Annotated in this window: 9 protein-coding genes; 2 read left to right on the top strand and 7 right to left on the bottom strand. The window is 62.0% G+C overall.

The window, feature by feature from the left end:
• Nucleotides 1–572 precede the first annotated feature (572 nt).
• On the top strand, nucleotides 573–2,510 hold the full coding sequence (locus ACU5AZ_RS14930) for a M23 family metallopeptidase (RefSeq protein ID WP_446826019.1): 1,938 nt from the start codon (nucleotides 573–575) through the stop codon (nucleotides 2,508–2,510).
• Nucleotides 2,511–2,543: 33 nt separating this feature from the next.
• On the opposite strand, the gene ACU5AZ_RS14925 is transcribed toward ACU5AZ_RS14930, so the two are convergent.
• The 7 genes from ACU5AZ_RS14925 to ACU5AZ_RS14895 all read right to left on the bottom strand — a co-directional run bounded on the left by ACU5AZ_RS14925 (nucleotide 2,544) and on the right by ACU5AZ_RS14895 (nucleotide 13,193).
• Entirely contained in the window at nucleotides 2,544–3,605 is a 1,062-nt protein-coding gene (locus ACU5AZ_RS14925) for a peptidase M14 (RefSeq protein ID WP_446823133.1), read from the bottom strand.
• Between the two features lie 117 nt (nucleotides 3,606–3,722).
• Nucleotides 3,723–6,326, bottom strand: a complete 2,604-nt coding sequence (gene clpB / locus ACU5AZ_RS14920) for an ATP-dependent chaperone ClpB (RefSeq protein ID WP_446823132.1) — start codon at nucleotides 6,324–6,326, stop codon at nucleotides 3,723–3,725.
• Between the two features lie 228 nt (nucleotides 6,327–6,554).
• On the bottom strand, nucleotides 6,555–7,247 hold the full coding sequence (locus ACU5AZ_RS14915) for a DUF4167 domain-containing protein (RefSeq protein ID WP_446823131.1): 693 nt from the start codon (nucleotides 7,245–7,247) through the stop codon (nucleotides 6,555–6,557).
• A 328-nt stretch (nucleotides 7,248–7,575) separates the two neighbouring features.
• Nucleotides 7,576–8,442 (bottom strand): peptide chain release factor N(5)-glutamine methyltransferase, encoded by an 867-nt coding sequence (gene prmC, locus ACU5AZ_RS14910; RefSeq protein ID WP_446823130.1) that lies wholly within the window; start codon nucleotides 8,440–8,442, stop codon nucleotides 7,576–7,578.
• Nucleotides 8,439–9,518, bottom strand: coding sequence for a peptide chain release factor 1 (prfA, locus tag ACU5AZ_RS14905; protein WP_446823129.1), 1,080 nt, complete (start codon nucleotides 9,516–9,518; stop codon nucleotides 8,439–8,441). The genes prmC and prfA overlap by 4 nt, the downstream gene beginning before the upstream one ends.
• A 46-nt stretch (nucleotides 9,519–9,564) precedes the next feature.
• Nucleotides 9,565–11,832 (bottom strand): phosphoenolpyruvate--protein phosphotransferase, encoded by a 2,268-nt coding sequence (gene ptsP / locus ACU5AZ_RS14900; protein ID WP_446823128.1) that lies wholly within the window; start codon nucleotides 11,830–11,832, stop codon nucleotides 9,565–9,567.
• An 83-nt stretch (nucleotides 11,833–11,915) separates the two neighbouring features.
• The gene (locus ACU5AZ_RS14895) at nucleotides 11,916–13,193 is read right to left on the bottom strand and encodes an aspartate kinase (RefSeq protein ID WP_446823127.1); all 1,278 of its coding nucleotides are present in this window, start codon (nucleotides 13,191–13,193) and stop codon (nucleotides 11,916–11,918) included.
• Between the two features lie 208 nt (nucleotides 13,194–13,401).
• Here ACU5AZ_RS14895 and ubiG point away from each other — a divergent pair, with 208 nt between their 5' ends.
• Nucleotides 13,402–14,151: a bifunctional 2-polyprenyl-6-hydroxyphenol methylase/3-demethylubiquinol 3-O-methyltransferase UbiG gene (ubiG, locus tag ACU5AZ_RS14890; RefSeq protein ID WP_446823126.1), complete on the top strand. Its 750-nt coding sequence runs from the start codon at nucleotides 13,402–13,404 to the stop codon at nucleotides 14,149–14,151.
• The last annotated feature ends 2 nt before the right edge of the window (nucleotides 14,152–14,153 follow it).

Below are 14,153 nucleotides of genomic sequence, written 5' to 3'. Positions count from 1 at the left end.
GCAGCTTATAAGCCCACCAACCAAATCAAGTCAACACAACTCATCAGAAAAAATTCAAAAAATCACAAGGTGCTGATAATTATGAATAATTCCGAATTCAAAGGCCAAAACGCCCCCTTAAGGCGCGTTAACCATACGACTTCTGTCTATATATGGTAGCTCCACCCGGGGATCGCAAGAACCGAGGCACTCGTCACCACAATTGGGGCTGCAGATGGCGCATCAACGCCGTCGCCGAAGATGGCCCCGGAGACATCCCCGTCTCATATATATGTCTCTGCAATGACCTTTCCCGCCATCGTCGGCATCATGGAAAGATGCCCGATCAACCATCCGCCACAAACTCCGGTGGACAGGCGCTGGTCCGGACCTGCGGGCACCCCAAGGGCCTCAATTTCGCCCGGAATAACCCGCATCCCCAGAAAAGGTGATTCACCATCCGCGGTAACGGATTATTAACAGGCGGTTTCAGATTTGACTCAACCGCCGAAAACAGGCACATCCTGCTTAGAACTTGGGATGAGACGCTCGATTGGGGACAGGTATTGATTGGCACGACTGCTGAGAGCGCCATTGCGCGCTCGCTCGGCGATGAAGCGCCTATTCTCGCTGACGGCCGCAAGGCTCCCGACCGTCGCGATGTTTCATTGCGCTGGCTCGCGGGAACATTCCTGACCGGTATTACCTCCAGCGTGCTGATGGGCGTTGCCCTGTTCGCCGCGCTCGACGGCCGGCAGCAGCTCGCCATCCCCGCAGAAGCCTACGCCATGACCGAAAATGCCGGCAACGGCGCCTCCGCAGACAATGTCGTGCGCGGCAAGCGGCTGCTCGAAACCAAGCTCGCGCCCAAGCAGGCCGACCGCACGATCATGGAAGTCGCGACCGTCACCAATGATGGAAAGAAGGAAGTGGTTCGCCGCGTGCCCTTCGCGCATGTGACCATGGCGCTGGCGACGGACCACTCGGATCAGGACAATTACCCGCCCTTCGATCCGCTGAACATCTTCGCCGCCAATATAAAGCAGGCGCCGGCCACCTTGCGCACCGGCCTGATCTACGCATCCGACGTCGACTCCGATGTCAGCCTCAAGACCGAAGACTTTCCCCTCAAGGCATCCCCCTACCCCTTTGCCGGCATGATGTCGCTGTCCGAAATCGAGGAAAACGTCCGTTCCAACGGCTCCGTCCTCTCCGATGGCCAGACACAGCTAGCATCCCTCTCCTATGTCGATCCGCGGCGCTTCGCCAATGACGATCTCGATCTCAGCCTTTCCGCCGGCCTGTCGGCCAAGATCGTCGACCAGAACCTTTCGGTCGCCATGCCGGACACCGTCACGCCCGATACACCGGAATATGCCGACGACGTGCTGCCGATCCGCCAGGACATGACGATCGAAAAGGCGCTGAACGACGGCGGCTACTCCGAGAAGGACGCCGAGGCGATCATCCCCAAGCTCGCCGAGACCATCGGCTCGAAAGACCTGAAGGAAGGCGATGTACTGCGCATCGGAGTCCTGCAGAAGGGAGAGGATGCAACCGTCATCCGCGCCAGCGTCTACCGCGACCAGGAACACTTCGGCACGGTCGCGATCAACGACAAGGGCCGTTTCGTCACCGCATCCGAGCCTGCCCATCTCGACGCCGTCGATACCGCCTTCAATGACGACGCCCCGCCGCCGCCGAAGAGCCGGCATGACCTTCCGAGGGTCTACGACGCGATCTATCAGGCGTCCCTCGCCTACGGCATGAACCCGTCCATGACGGCGCAGATCATCCGGCTGCTCGGCAGCAATGTCGATTTCCAGGCTAAGGTGAAGCCGAAGGACACGCTGGAAGCCTTCTTCTCGGTCTCGGACGAAAAGGGCAAGGCGACCGAAGACTCGGAGCTTCTGTTCGTCCACGCCAAGTTCGGCGATCTCGACAAGCGTTTCTACCGGTTCCAGGATCCGGACGACAATTCCGTCGATTATTATGACGAGAACGGCAAGAGCGTGCGCCAGTTCCTGTTGCGCAAGCCGGTTCCGAACGGCCGCTTCACCTCGGGCTTCGGCATGCGCCGCCATCCGATCCTGAAATATGCCCGCATGCATCCGGGTGTCGACTGGGCGGCTCCGATCGGCTCGCCCATCCTGGCCGCCGGCGACGGCGTCGTCATCAAGGCCGGCGAATGGACAAGCGGCTACGGCAAGCAGACGCTGATCCAGCACGCCAACGGCTATGTCAGCTCGTACAATCACCAGAGCGCAGTCGCCAAGGGCCTCGCACGCGGCCAGCATGTCAAGCAGGGTCAGGTAATCGGCTTCATAGGAACGACCGGCCTGTCAACCGGCCCCCACCTGCACTTTGAACTGATCGTCAACGGCACCAAGGTCGATGCGATGAAGATCCGCCTTCCGAGCGGCAACTCGCTTGATGGCGATGCGCTCGCCAAGTTCGAGACGGAGCGCAAGCGCATCGATGCCCTGCTCGGCGTCAAGGACGACGACAAGGAAGTCGCTTCAATCAACTAAAACGTGGCTGGCAAGGGCCGTGAAATACCGCCCTCAGTTTTCCAGTGCGCCCGGCTTTCTCTGCCGTGCGGAGGGCGCCGTCGCCGCGATCTTCATCAGGTCGCCGCCGGCGGCGGTGAACCGTCTTGAAACCCTCGTGACAACCAACCCCGCCTGCGGCGCGATGACCTCCAGAATACCGCCCGCCATGCCGGGAGCGGTGATCAGCGAAGCCAGAACGTCACCGGCGACCACCGTGTCGCCCGGCTCGCGGTGAAACAGGATCGTACCGGCCTGCGGCGCCCGTATCATCTCGATGTGATTGAGCGGGGTCACCGGTCCGCTGAACGCCGGCAGGTTTGGAACAGGCCCCGAGACGGCGCCACGCATCTTCAGAAATGCCATCAGGCCATCCGCATCCTTGCGGGCGAGACCGGCATCCACGTCGCGCCAGCCGCGCAGTTCCACGGTGGTCACCAGACGCCCGCGGAAGCGATCGCCTTCCGCCCGGCCACCGTCACGCTTCCAGGCATAGCCGATCGCCTCGTCGAACGCCGAGCTCTCGCCGTCGGCGATCAGTACCGCATCCATGGCGAGCGCGGTGGCCAGGTCGGCGGCTTCCGGCCAGACTTCCTTTTCGAGATAGGCATATTGCAGGGATTCATCATCGCAATGCAGGTCAAGAACGATATCGGCATCAAACGCCATGCGCATCAGCCGGCGCTTGATCTGCTCGACAGCCGGACGGCGCTCGATGTCGACGAGCAGACCGTCGCGATCGTCGAAGGAGATCAGCGGGAATTCGCGGTTGAAGTTGACCCGGGAACCGAGATCGAAACGTCCCTGCATCTCGCCGGCAAACCATTGCGCCGTGCCATAGGGATTGGCCTGCGGCACGATGGTGATGTCGCCGGCAATCTCGCCCCGCTCCTCGGCAAGGCGCAGCTGCTGGCAAAGGAAATGCAATGCCGCCGTGCCCGGCAGCTCACCGGCATGCAATGCCGCCTGCATGTAGACCTTCGGCGCATCGCTGTTGGAGCCCGAAAACCGTAGAACCGGAATGCGATAGCTGACGCCCGGCGTGTCGCCGGCGATAACGATGTCTGAAACGTTCACGGGAACCACCTGTCAAAATTGATTAGGGCTTCCTAGCAGGCGGGAACGACCCGCGACAGAAAAAATTGGCGGCCCGATGGACCGCCAATTCTGATTTCAGGTTTGTCCTGACCTTGCTTAGGCCGCCTGCGCGACCGACTTGCGGGTCGAGAACAGCAACCGGTCGGATGCCGACGTGACCTTGACGTCGGAGCCGTCGGAAATCTCGCCACCGAGGATCTTCTCGGCCAGCGGATCCTGCACGAACTTCTGGATGACCCGCTTCAGGGGACGGGCGCCGTAGACCGGGTCGTACCCCTTGTTGGCGAGCCACTCGCGGGCATCGTCGTCCAGTGCGATCGTGATCTTCCGCTCGGCCAAGAGCGACACCAGATGCTTCATCTGGATATCGACAATAGCGCCCATCTCCCTGCGGTGCAGGCGATGGAACAGGATGACGTCGTCGATCCGGTTCAGGAACTCCGGCCTGAAGGCGCTCTTGACCACGTTCATCACCTGCTCGCGGGCGACTTCGCTGTCATCGTTCTCGCCAAGCTGGGTCAGGAATTCCGCGCCCAGATTGGAGGTCATGATGATGATCGTGTTCTTGAAGTCCACGGTCCGGCCCTGGCCATCGGTCAGGCGGCCGTCGTCAAGAACCTGCAGCAGGATGTTGAACACGTCCGGGTGCGCCTTCTCGATCTCGTCGAACAGCACGACCTGGTATGGCCGGCGGCGGACGGCTTCCGTCAGCGCGCCGCCTTCCTCATATCCGACGTAGCCGGGAGGCGCGCCGATCAGACGGGCAACCGAATGCTTCTCCATGTATTCGGACATGTCCATCCGAACCATGGCGGTCTCGTCATCGAACAGAAACCGGGCCAACGACTTGGTCAGCTCCGTCTTGCCGACGCCGGTCGGGCCGAGGAAGATGAACGAGCCGATCGGCCGGTTCGGATCCTGAAGGCCGGCACGCGCACGGCGAACCGCCTTCGAGACGGCCTGCACGGCATCGCCCTGGCCGACGACGGATTTCGCCAGTTCGTCTTCCATCCGCAGAAGCTTTTCGCGCTCGCCTTCCAGCATCTTGTCGACCGGAATGCCGGTCCAGCGGGAAACGACATGCGCGATATTGTCCGGAGTCACCACTTCCTGCACCATGCTGCCGGTCTCGGCGCCATCGTTCTCTTCGGCGGTGGCCAGTTCCTTCTCGAGGCGCGGGATGATGCCATAGGCAAGCTCCCCTGCCCGCTGGAATTCACCGGCGCGCTGGGCGTTGGCCAGTTCGTTGCGGGCATCGTCGAGCTGCTTCTTCAGCTCCGCCGCATGGCCGAGCTTCTGCTTTTCCGACTGCCAGCGGGCGGTCAGGGCATCGGACTCTTCCTCGATTGACGCCAGCTCCTCTTCCAGACGCTTCAGCCGGTCGGCGGAAGCCTGGTCGGTTTCCTTCTTCAAGGCTTCCCGCTCGATCTTCAGCTGGATGATCCGGCGGTCGAGCTCGTCGAGTTCTTCCGGCTTGGAATCCACCTGCATGCGCAGCCTGGATGCGGCTTCGTCCATCAGGTCGATGGCCTTGTCCGGCAGGAAGCGGTCGGTGATGTAGCGGTTGGAAAGTGTCGCGGCGGCAACGAGGGCCGAATCCGAGATGCGGACCTTGTGGTGCTGCTCGTACTTCTCCTTCAGGCCGCGCAGGATCGAGATCGTGTCCTCGACCGTCGGCTCGTCCACCATGACCGGCTGGAACCGGCGGGCAAGTGCGGCATCCTTCTCGACATGCTTGCGGTACTCGTCAAGCGTGGTCGCACCGACGCAGTGGAGTTCGCCGCGCGCAAGCGCCGGCTTCAGCAGGTTCGACGCGTCCATTGCGCCGTCCGCCTTGCCCGCACCGACAAGCGTGTGCATCTCGTCGATGAACAGGATGATCTGGCCGGCTTCCGACTGCACCTCGTTGAGCACGGCCTTCAGCCGCTCCTCGAACTCGCCGCGGTATTTCGCACCGGCAATCAGCGAGCCCATGTCGAGCGCCATCAGTTTCTTGTCCTTCAAGGACTCCGGCACGTCGCCATTGATGATGCGTAGCGCCAGGCCTTCGGCGATCGCCGTCTTGCCGACGCCGGGTTCACCGATCAGCACAGGGTTGTTCTTCGTCCGGCGCGACAGCACCTGGATCGTCCGGCGGATTTCGTCGTCACGACCGATAACAGGATCGAGCTTGCCTTCGCGGGCTTCCGCCGTCAGGTCACGTGCGAACTTCTTCAGCGCGTCGAAGCCCTGTTCGGCATTGGCCGTGTCGGCGGTACGACCCTTGCGGATGTCGTTGATGACCTGGTTGAGTGCGGTCGGCGTGACGCCCGCCTTCTTCAGGGTGGCGGCAGTCGAGGCCGTCGTTTCGATCGCCAGCGCCTGCAACAGGCGCTCGACTGTCACGAAACTGTCGCCGGCCTTCTTGGCGGCGTCTTCCGCAGTCGAGAACACCTTGGCGAGCGGCTGGGCAAGGTAGATCTGGCCGTTGCCGCCGGTAACCTTCGGCAGTTTGGCAAGAGCAGCATCGTTAGCGATGCGGGCTTCCTTGGCATTACCACCGGCGCGTTCGATCAGCGACGAAGCCATGCCTTGGTCGTCGTCGAGCAGCACCTTCAGGATATGTTCGGGCGTGAACTGCTGATGACCTTCAGCAAGGGCATAGGTTTGAGCGGATTGCAGAAAGCCCCGGACCCGCTCCGAGTATTTTTCCATATTCATGTCTTACCTCCACAGGGTCCCCTCGCCCGTTGCGGCACAAGGAGATTGGGTTGGATTGGGCTCCCTTGATAGGCAAGCCCGCCATCGGCACCGGCCACTACAACCGCCGCCTTTCGAATATCCATATGGGAGAGATGTTTGCCCTTTTAAAGAGAGTTTCAAACGAAAAAACTCCGGCGCGAACCGGAGTTTTGACGTTTGCCAATTCTGCTTGAAGAACGGTCGAACTCAGTCGGAACCCGCCTCGGCCATGGCCGGGGTCGGCTCGCCGCCTTCGCCGGACGAACCGCCATCTTCGCCCTCGCCCTGAGCGCCGGCAGACTTGCGCGGCGTGCGGCGCGAACGGTTGGCACCACCACGACGGCGGGTCTGGCCACGCTCGGCCTTGCCTTCGCCAGCGGATGCTGCCGCTTCGTCTTCCTCGGCGGCGACCTCGGCCGGAACACCTTCGATTACCGGCTGCGGACCGCTGCCGTCGACGACGGGCTGTTGCGCCTGGTTGTTGCCGGAAGACTGCCTGCCGGACTGTTCGGAGGACGAACCGTTGCCGCCGTTGTCGACACGATCGTCATCATCGCCGTCTTCGTCATTCGAATCGAAATTGCGGTCTTCGCGCTGGAACCGCTCCTGCATCTGCGCCTGAGCGGCTGCGATGATGCGGTTGTAGTGTTCCGCATGCTGCAGGTAGTTCTCGGCAATCACGCGGTCGCCGGAGCTCTGCGCGTCACGCGCAAGAGCCGCGTACTTCTCTGCGATATGCTGGGCTGTACCACGGATCTTAACATCAGGACCGGAACTGTCGTAAGTCCGGGTGAGCGGGTTGGCGCCCTTCCTGTTGAAGTTGTTATTATTGTTGTTGTTATTGCTGCCGCCGTTGTTGTTACGCCCACGACCACGCTTGTTTTGCTGCCCTGGCCTCATCTATCGATCACCTGAACTCTCATGCTGTGCTGTCAATATGGCTTTGCCGATCGTGCCGAAAACCGGCCACGTCAGGCAAGCCGCAGGCAAACCACATGTGCGTGTTTGCCGCTGGTGAAAATCAAATTACCTGATTCACGTACCGGGACTTGTTCAACCTTGTATCTCTCGAAAGAGAATAACCCCCAGGCTAATCCGCACCTAAACGAATCTCATTCGTCTTTCAGCTCCCCGGCGCGTAGGGGCAAACTAGCCCGCTTCATTCCAAATTCCAAGCTTTTTCTTCACTTAGGGTAAAATGTGGGGATGGTGTCCCGCCACCCATCCATTATCCGCGTTCAAACACCAGCGCACGATCATTGCCGCCGTAGTCTGCGACAGCCTGCAGACGGCGAAAGCCGGAGGCAGCAAACAGTTGGGAGACGCTCTCCCTCTGGTCGAAGCCGATTTCAACGGCAAAGGTTCCGCCCTCTCTGAGGAATGCGCCGGCGCCGGAAGCCAGCATTCTGTATGCCTCCAGCCCGTCTTCGCCGCCATCAAGCGCCGCCATCGGATCATGCTCGCGCACCTCCGGATCCAGCGTGGCGACGACATCGGACCGGATATAGGGAGGGTTCGAGACGATGATGTCGAAGGTCCCTTCGACCGCGCCGAACCAGTCGCTGACGGTTCCGGTGAAGCGATCCTCGAGACCGTTCAGCTGTGCATTGCGGATCGCCGTATCCACAGCATCGGACGAAATGTCGCAGCCGACACCGGTTGCGCCCTTGCATTCATTGAGAAGCGCCAGGCAGATGGCACCCGTCCCCGTGCCGAGATCAAGGATTCTGGCCTCGCCATTGTCCGCCAGTCTCCGCTGCAGATAAGGCAGGACGGCATCGACCAGGACCTCGGTATCCGGCCGAGGCTCCAGCGTTGCCGGAGACAGCGACAGCGTCAGGCCGTAGAACTCACGGAAGCCGAGAATACGATGGACCGGTTCGCGGGCGATCCGACGCGAGACCGCCGCCATCACCGTTTCGCGTTCTTCCGCCGACACTGCACGGTCGCCTCGCGTCAGCATGTCGGTGGCCGATAAGTCGAGCAGCCCCGAGACCAGCGTTCTGGCGTCCGTTGCCGCCGCTTCGATGCCGCCGTCGAGCAATTCCTGCCGCACCTCGGACAAAAGCGCCGAAAGGGTCTCGACCTTCGTCACCCCTGGGCTCCGAGCTGGGCGAGCTGACCCGCCTGGTAGTCGGAGATCAGCGCATCGACGACTTCGTCGATATCGCCTTCCATGACCCGGTCGAGCTTGTAGAGCGTCAGGTTGATGCGATGATCGGTGAGCCGGCCTTGCGGGAAATTGTAGGTCCGGATGCGTTCCGAGCGATCGCCCGAGCCGACCTGGCTCCTGCGGTCGGCGGAACGCTCGCTTTCGGCCCGTTGGCGTTCGATGTCGTAGAGACGCGCTTTCAGCACCTGCATCGCCTTCGCCCGGTTCTGGTGCTGGGATTTTTCCGAGCTCGTGACGATGATGCCCGTCGGCAAGTGGGTTATACGCACCGCGGAGTCGGTCGTGTTGACGTGCTGTCCGCCGGCACCGGACGAGCGCATCGTGTCGATGCGGATGTCTTCGGGCCGGACCTCGATGTCGATGTCCTCGGCTTCCGGCAACACGGCCACCGTGGCCGCCGAGGTGTGGATGCGTCCGCTGGCTTCCGTCTCCGGCACGCGCTGCACGCGGTGAACTCCGGACTCGAACTTCAGCTTTGAGAACACGCCTCGGCCGGAAATGGTCGCGATGATTTCCTTGTAGCCGCCGGCTTCGCCTTCGCTCGCCGACAGGATCTCCACCTTCCAGCCATGGGTCGCCGCAAAACGCTCATACATGCGGAAGAGATCGCCGGCAAACAGCGCCGCCTCGGAACCACCGGTGCCGGCTCGAATTTCCAGGATGGCGCTCTTCTCGTCGGCAGCGTCCTTCGGCAGGAGAAGGATCTGCATCTCCTTTTCCAGCGCTTCGATCTGTTCTTCCAGTTCGGGGATTTCCAGTTCGGCGAGTTCGCGCATTTCGCGATCGGTCGCCTTGTCCGCCAGCAATGCCTTCAGGTCGGCGAGTTCGGCCACGCCCTTCTCGTATTCGCGGATCTTTTTGACGACCGGCTCCAGTTCGGAATATTCCGACGCCAGCTTGACGTAGACGTCCGGCGCCGGGCCCGCCGACATGCGCGCCTCGATCTCGCCGAACCGTCGCTCCAGCTCACGCATCTTTTCTACAGGAAGCTTCGCCACCCTTCTCTCCGGTCTTCTTGTTGTCGTTACCCGCCAGATGGGCCTGCTAAATGGGAATGTTGTGCGCCTCGGCAAAGCGCTTCAGCAGGTCGCGGATCGGAACGCGCGACGCGTCGTCGTCGATCGCCGCCGTCATGATCTCTGCAAGCATCCCGACGTCGAGGCCGAGCAGCATTGCCTTCACCGGGCCAATCGCAGCCGGTCCCATGGAGATGGAGCGGAAGCCGATGCCAAGCAAAGCCATCGCGCTCAACGGCTTGCCGGCCATCTCGCCGCACAGCGTCACCGGCGTCTTGTTGCGCTTGCCCGCCTCGACAATGGATCGCAGGATCCGCAGGAAGGGCCGGCCGAGAATGTCGAAACGGTCGGCGACCCGCGCATTGCCGCGATCGACCGCCATCGAGAACTGAAAGAGGTCGTTGGAGCCAACGGAGACGAAATCCACTTCCGCCATCAGTTCGTCGAGCTGCCACAACAGCGCCGGCACCTCGATCATCGCGCCGAACTGCAGCTTCTTGGGCAGGGGATGACTGAACTTCGACAGGTGCTGCACCTCGCGCTGCAGAAGTTCGCGCGCCTGACGGATTTCGGCGACTTCCGTCACCATCGGCAGCATGACCTTCAGCTCGCCGCCGCTTGCCGCCCGCAAAAGCGCGCGCAGCTGCATGCGCAACAGGCCGGGCCGATCGAGCGCCAGTCGGATGGCGCGCCAGCCGAGCGCCGGATTTTCTTCCTCGTGCGGCCGGAAATAGGGAACGACCTTGTCGCCGCCAATGTCGAGCGTGCGGAATGTAACCGGCCGCTTGCCCGCCTGGTTGAGCACGGAGCGGTAGAACTCCTCCTGCTCTTCCGTCTTCGGCATGGTCGAGGCGATCATGAACTGCAGTTCGGTGCGGAACAGACCGATACCGTCCGCACCGGAATCCACGAGCTGCGGCAGATCCACCAGAAGGCCGGCATTCATCTGCAGGTTGATCCGCTCGCCGTCCTTGGTGACCGGGTCGACAGACCGCAGCGCGCGGAACTGTTCCTGGCGCTTGGCCCTCAGCCGCACCTTTTCCTGATAGGCGACCTGCAGTTCCGGAACGGGCCTCAGGTGCACCTTGCCGTCATCGCCGTCGATGATGACGGGATCCCCGTTTTCGGCGAGCGCCACGACACCGGCCGCCTGGCCGACGACCGGAATACCCATGGCGCGGGCGACGATCACCACATGGCTCGTCACCGCGCCATCTTCGAGCACGAGGCCGCGCAAGTACTCGCGCGGATAATCAAGCAGCTCGGCGGCGCCCATCGCACGGGCGAATATGATCGCATCGCCGTTTGCCACCTTGCCGGCGACGCTGGTGGTGTAGCCGGTCAGCTGGCGCAGCAGGCGGTTTGCGAGGTCGTCGAAGTCATGCATGCGCTCGCGCAGGTATGGGTCCGTCAGGCGCATCATCCGCGCCCGCGTATCGCTCTGCACCTTCTCGACGGCCGCTTCCGCCGTCAGGCCGTTGCGGATTGCCTCCTCGAGCTTGCGCACCCAGCCTTGGTCATGGGCAAACATCCGGTAGGTTTCCAGAACCTCGCGGTGCTCGCCTTCCATCGACACGTCACGCCTCGACAGCATGTCGTCGATCGAAATCCGCAGCGATCCGAGCGAATCGGCGAGCCGGCGGATTTCCTGGTCCGTGTCTTCGTTCAGGAGATTGGTGACGACGATGCGCGGCTCGTGCAGGACGACGTAACCAAGCCCGATGCCCTCGTTGTAGCTGTCGCCATCGATCGCCACATGCCGGGTAAGGTCGAGCTCAATGCCGGGCCGGGTGATCTTCTTCAGTTCACCCGTGGCGATCATTTCGGCGAGGATCATCGCCGTCGTCTCGAGCGCCTCGACCTCGTCTTCGCGGTAGTTGCGCTGCGCCTTGTTCTGCACGACCAGAACGCCAAGCGTTCGCCCGGTTCTCAGAATCGGAACGCCGAGGAAGGAGTGATAGATTTCTTCGCCCGTTTCAGGCAGGTAGCGGTAGGCGGGATGCGACTGCGCGTCCGAGAGGTTCAGCGGCTGGGCGCTCGCGGCAATCGTACCGACGAGACCCTGACCCATCTTCAGCTGGGCCAGGTGGACGGCGTCGGGATTGAGACCTTCGGTGGCGTAGAGTTCGAGGACGCCGTCGGCGCGCAGCACATAGACCGAGCAAACCTCCGCAACCACGTTGCGGGCGATTTGCCGGACGATCTGGTCAAGGCGTTCCTGCGGTTCGAGCGGCTCCGCCATCAGTTCGCGCAGCCGCTTCAGCAGAACACGCGGACCTGTCGACAGATCTCTCATCGCATAAGCGCTCCCGAATGCCTAGAAACATGCCCGGGACAATCTCAAGTCGTAAACGATTCTCGAAAGGCACCCGGCCGATATCAACTCTTATCGAGACCGTAGCAGGAATGCAAAGTCCTGACAGCCAGTTCGGCATAGGCTTCGTCGATCAACACAGAAATCTTGATCTCGGAGGTGGTGATCGCCTTGATGTTGATGCCCTTGCCGGCCAGAGCCTGGAAGGCGGAAGCCGCGACGCCGGCATGGCTGCGCATGCCAATCCCGATGACCGATACCTTGACCAGCCCGCGCTCGCTCTGGATCACGTCGTAGCCGATCGCATCCTTCTGCTTGCCGAGCACCACCATCGCCTTGTCCAGATCGCCGGACGGCACGGTGAAGGTGATGTCGGTGCGAGAGCCATCTTCGGAGATGTTCTGCACGATCATGTCCACGTTGATGTGGTTTTCGGCCAGAGGCCCGAAGATCGCGGCGGACACGCCCGGCCGGTCGGCAACACGGCGCAGCGAGATCTGGGCTTCATCCTTGGCATAGGCAATGCCGGTTACGACTTCCTGTTCCACGATTTCATCCTCGTCACAAATCAGCGTTCCGGGCGGGTTCAACAGATCACCCATGCCCGGCGCATCGGGATCATCAAAGCTGGAGCGCACGAAGGTGCGGACCTTGTGCACCATGGCAAGCTCGACGGAGCGGACCTGCAGCACCTTGGCACCGAGCGAGGCCATTTCGAGCATTTCCTCGAAGGCGATCTTCTTCAGCCGGCGGGCCTTGGGCTCGACGCGCGGATCGGTCGTGTAGACGCCATCGACGTCGGTGTAGATGTCGCAGCGGTCGGCCTTGATGCCGGCGGCGATCGCCACGGCGCTGGTGTCGGAGCCACCACGGCCGAGCGTCGCAATCCGGTTGTCCGGACCGATGCCCTGGAAGCCGGCGACGACGGCCACCTGGCTTTCCTCTTCCATGCGCCGGATCAGTTCAGTGCCGTCGATGTCCTCGATGCGGGCCGCACCGTGCGTGCTGTCGGTCTTGATCGGGATCTGCCAGCCCTGCCACGAGCGCGCATTGACGCCCAGCGACTGCAGGGCGATCGCGAGAAGACCGGAGGTGACCTGCTCGCCGGAAGCTACGATCGCATCATATTCGCGCGCATCGTAAAACGGCGAGTTGGCGCCCGTCACCTTCGGCATGTTCTGGACCCAGCCGACAAGCTCGTTCGTCTTGCCAGCCATTGCCGAAACCACGACAGCCACCTGGTGACCGGCATCGACTTCCCGTTTGACGTGGCGCGCGACGTTGTGAATGCGGTCCAGATCTGCGACGGAAGTTCCGCCGAATTTCATCACAATACGAGCCATGGCCAATTCCGGTAGTGTTCAGATGACGTCTTGCGGCGCCGGACATACGAAAACGCTCCACCGGCGACGGGGAGCGAAGTTGCGGTCTCTTAGCGAAATCCGGCCGAGGGCGCAATGGGTGAATGGAGGCGCCTGCCCGCGACGTCCCGGCACTTGACTTCGTCGGCCATTCACCCGATTTCAACATCATCATAAGGGAGTAACTGCTATGAACGCCGCCGAAGTCCGCACCACCGTCGATCAGAGCGAAATCGATCGTTTCTCGGCCATGGCGGCGGAATGGTGGAATCCGACCGGCAAGTTCAAACCGCTGCACAAGTTCAACCCGGTTCGTCTGGCCTATATCCGCGATACCGCTGCGGCGCATTTTGGGCTTGAGGCGAACGCTGCCTCTCCGCTTAATGGGTTGAGAGTTCTCGACGTCGGCTGCGGCGGCGGCCTCTTGTCCGAGCCGGTCGCCCGCATGGGCGCAACCGTCACCGGCATCGACCCTTCGGAGAAGAACATCGGCATCGCCTCCACCCATGCCGCGGCAACGGGCACCGACGTCGACTACCGGGCGCTGACCGCCGAAGATCTCGCCGCCGCCGGCGAGACGTTCGACATCGTCCTCAACATGGAAGTCGTTGAACACGTCGCCGACGTCGAACTGTTCATGACCACCTGCGCCAGCCTTGTTCGTCCCGGCGGCCTGATGTTCGTCGCCACCATCAACCGCACGATGAAGGCTGCGGCACTCGCCATCATCGGCGCAGAGTATGTTCTGCGCTGGCTACCCCGCGGCACGCATCAGTACGAAAAGCTGGTGCGCCCGGACGAACTCGAAAAGCCCCTGAATGCAGCCGGCATGGACATCTTCCAGCGCACAGGCGTGTTCTTCAGCCCGCTCACCAACAGCTGGAACCTGTCGAAGGACATGGACGTCAACTACATGGTGGTCGCGAAGAGACCGGCCTGAGG

The organism is Rhizobium sp. PAMB 3182, from assembly GCF_052908355.1.
The sequence above is the reverse complement of the archived record's forward strand: the minus strand, read 5'-3'. Positions and strand labels throughout refer to the sequence as shown.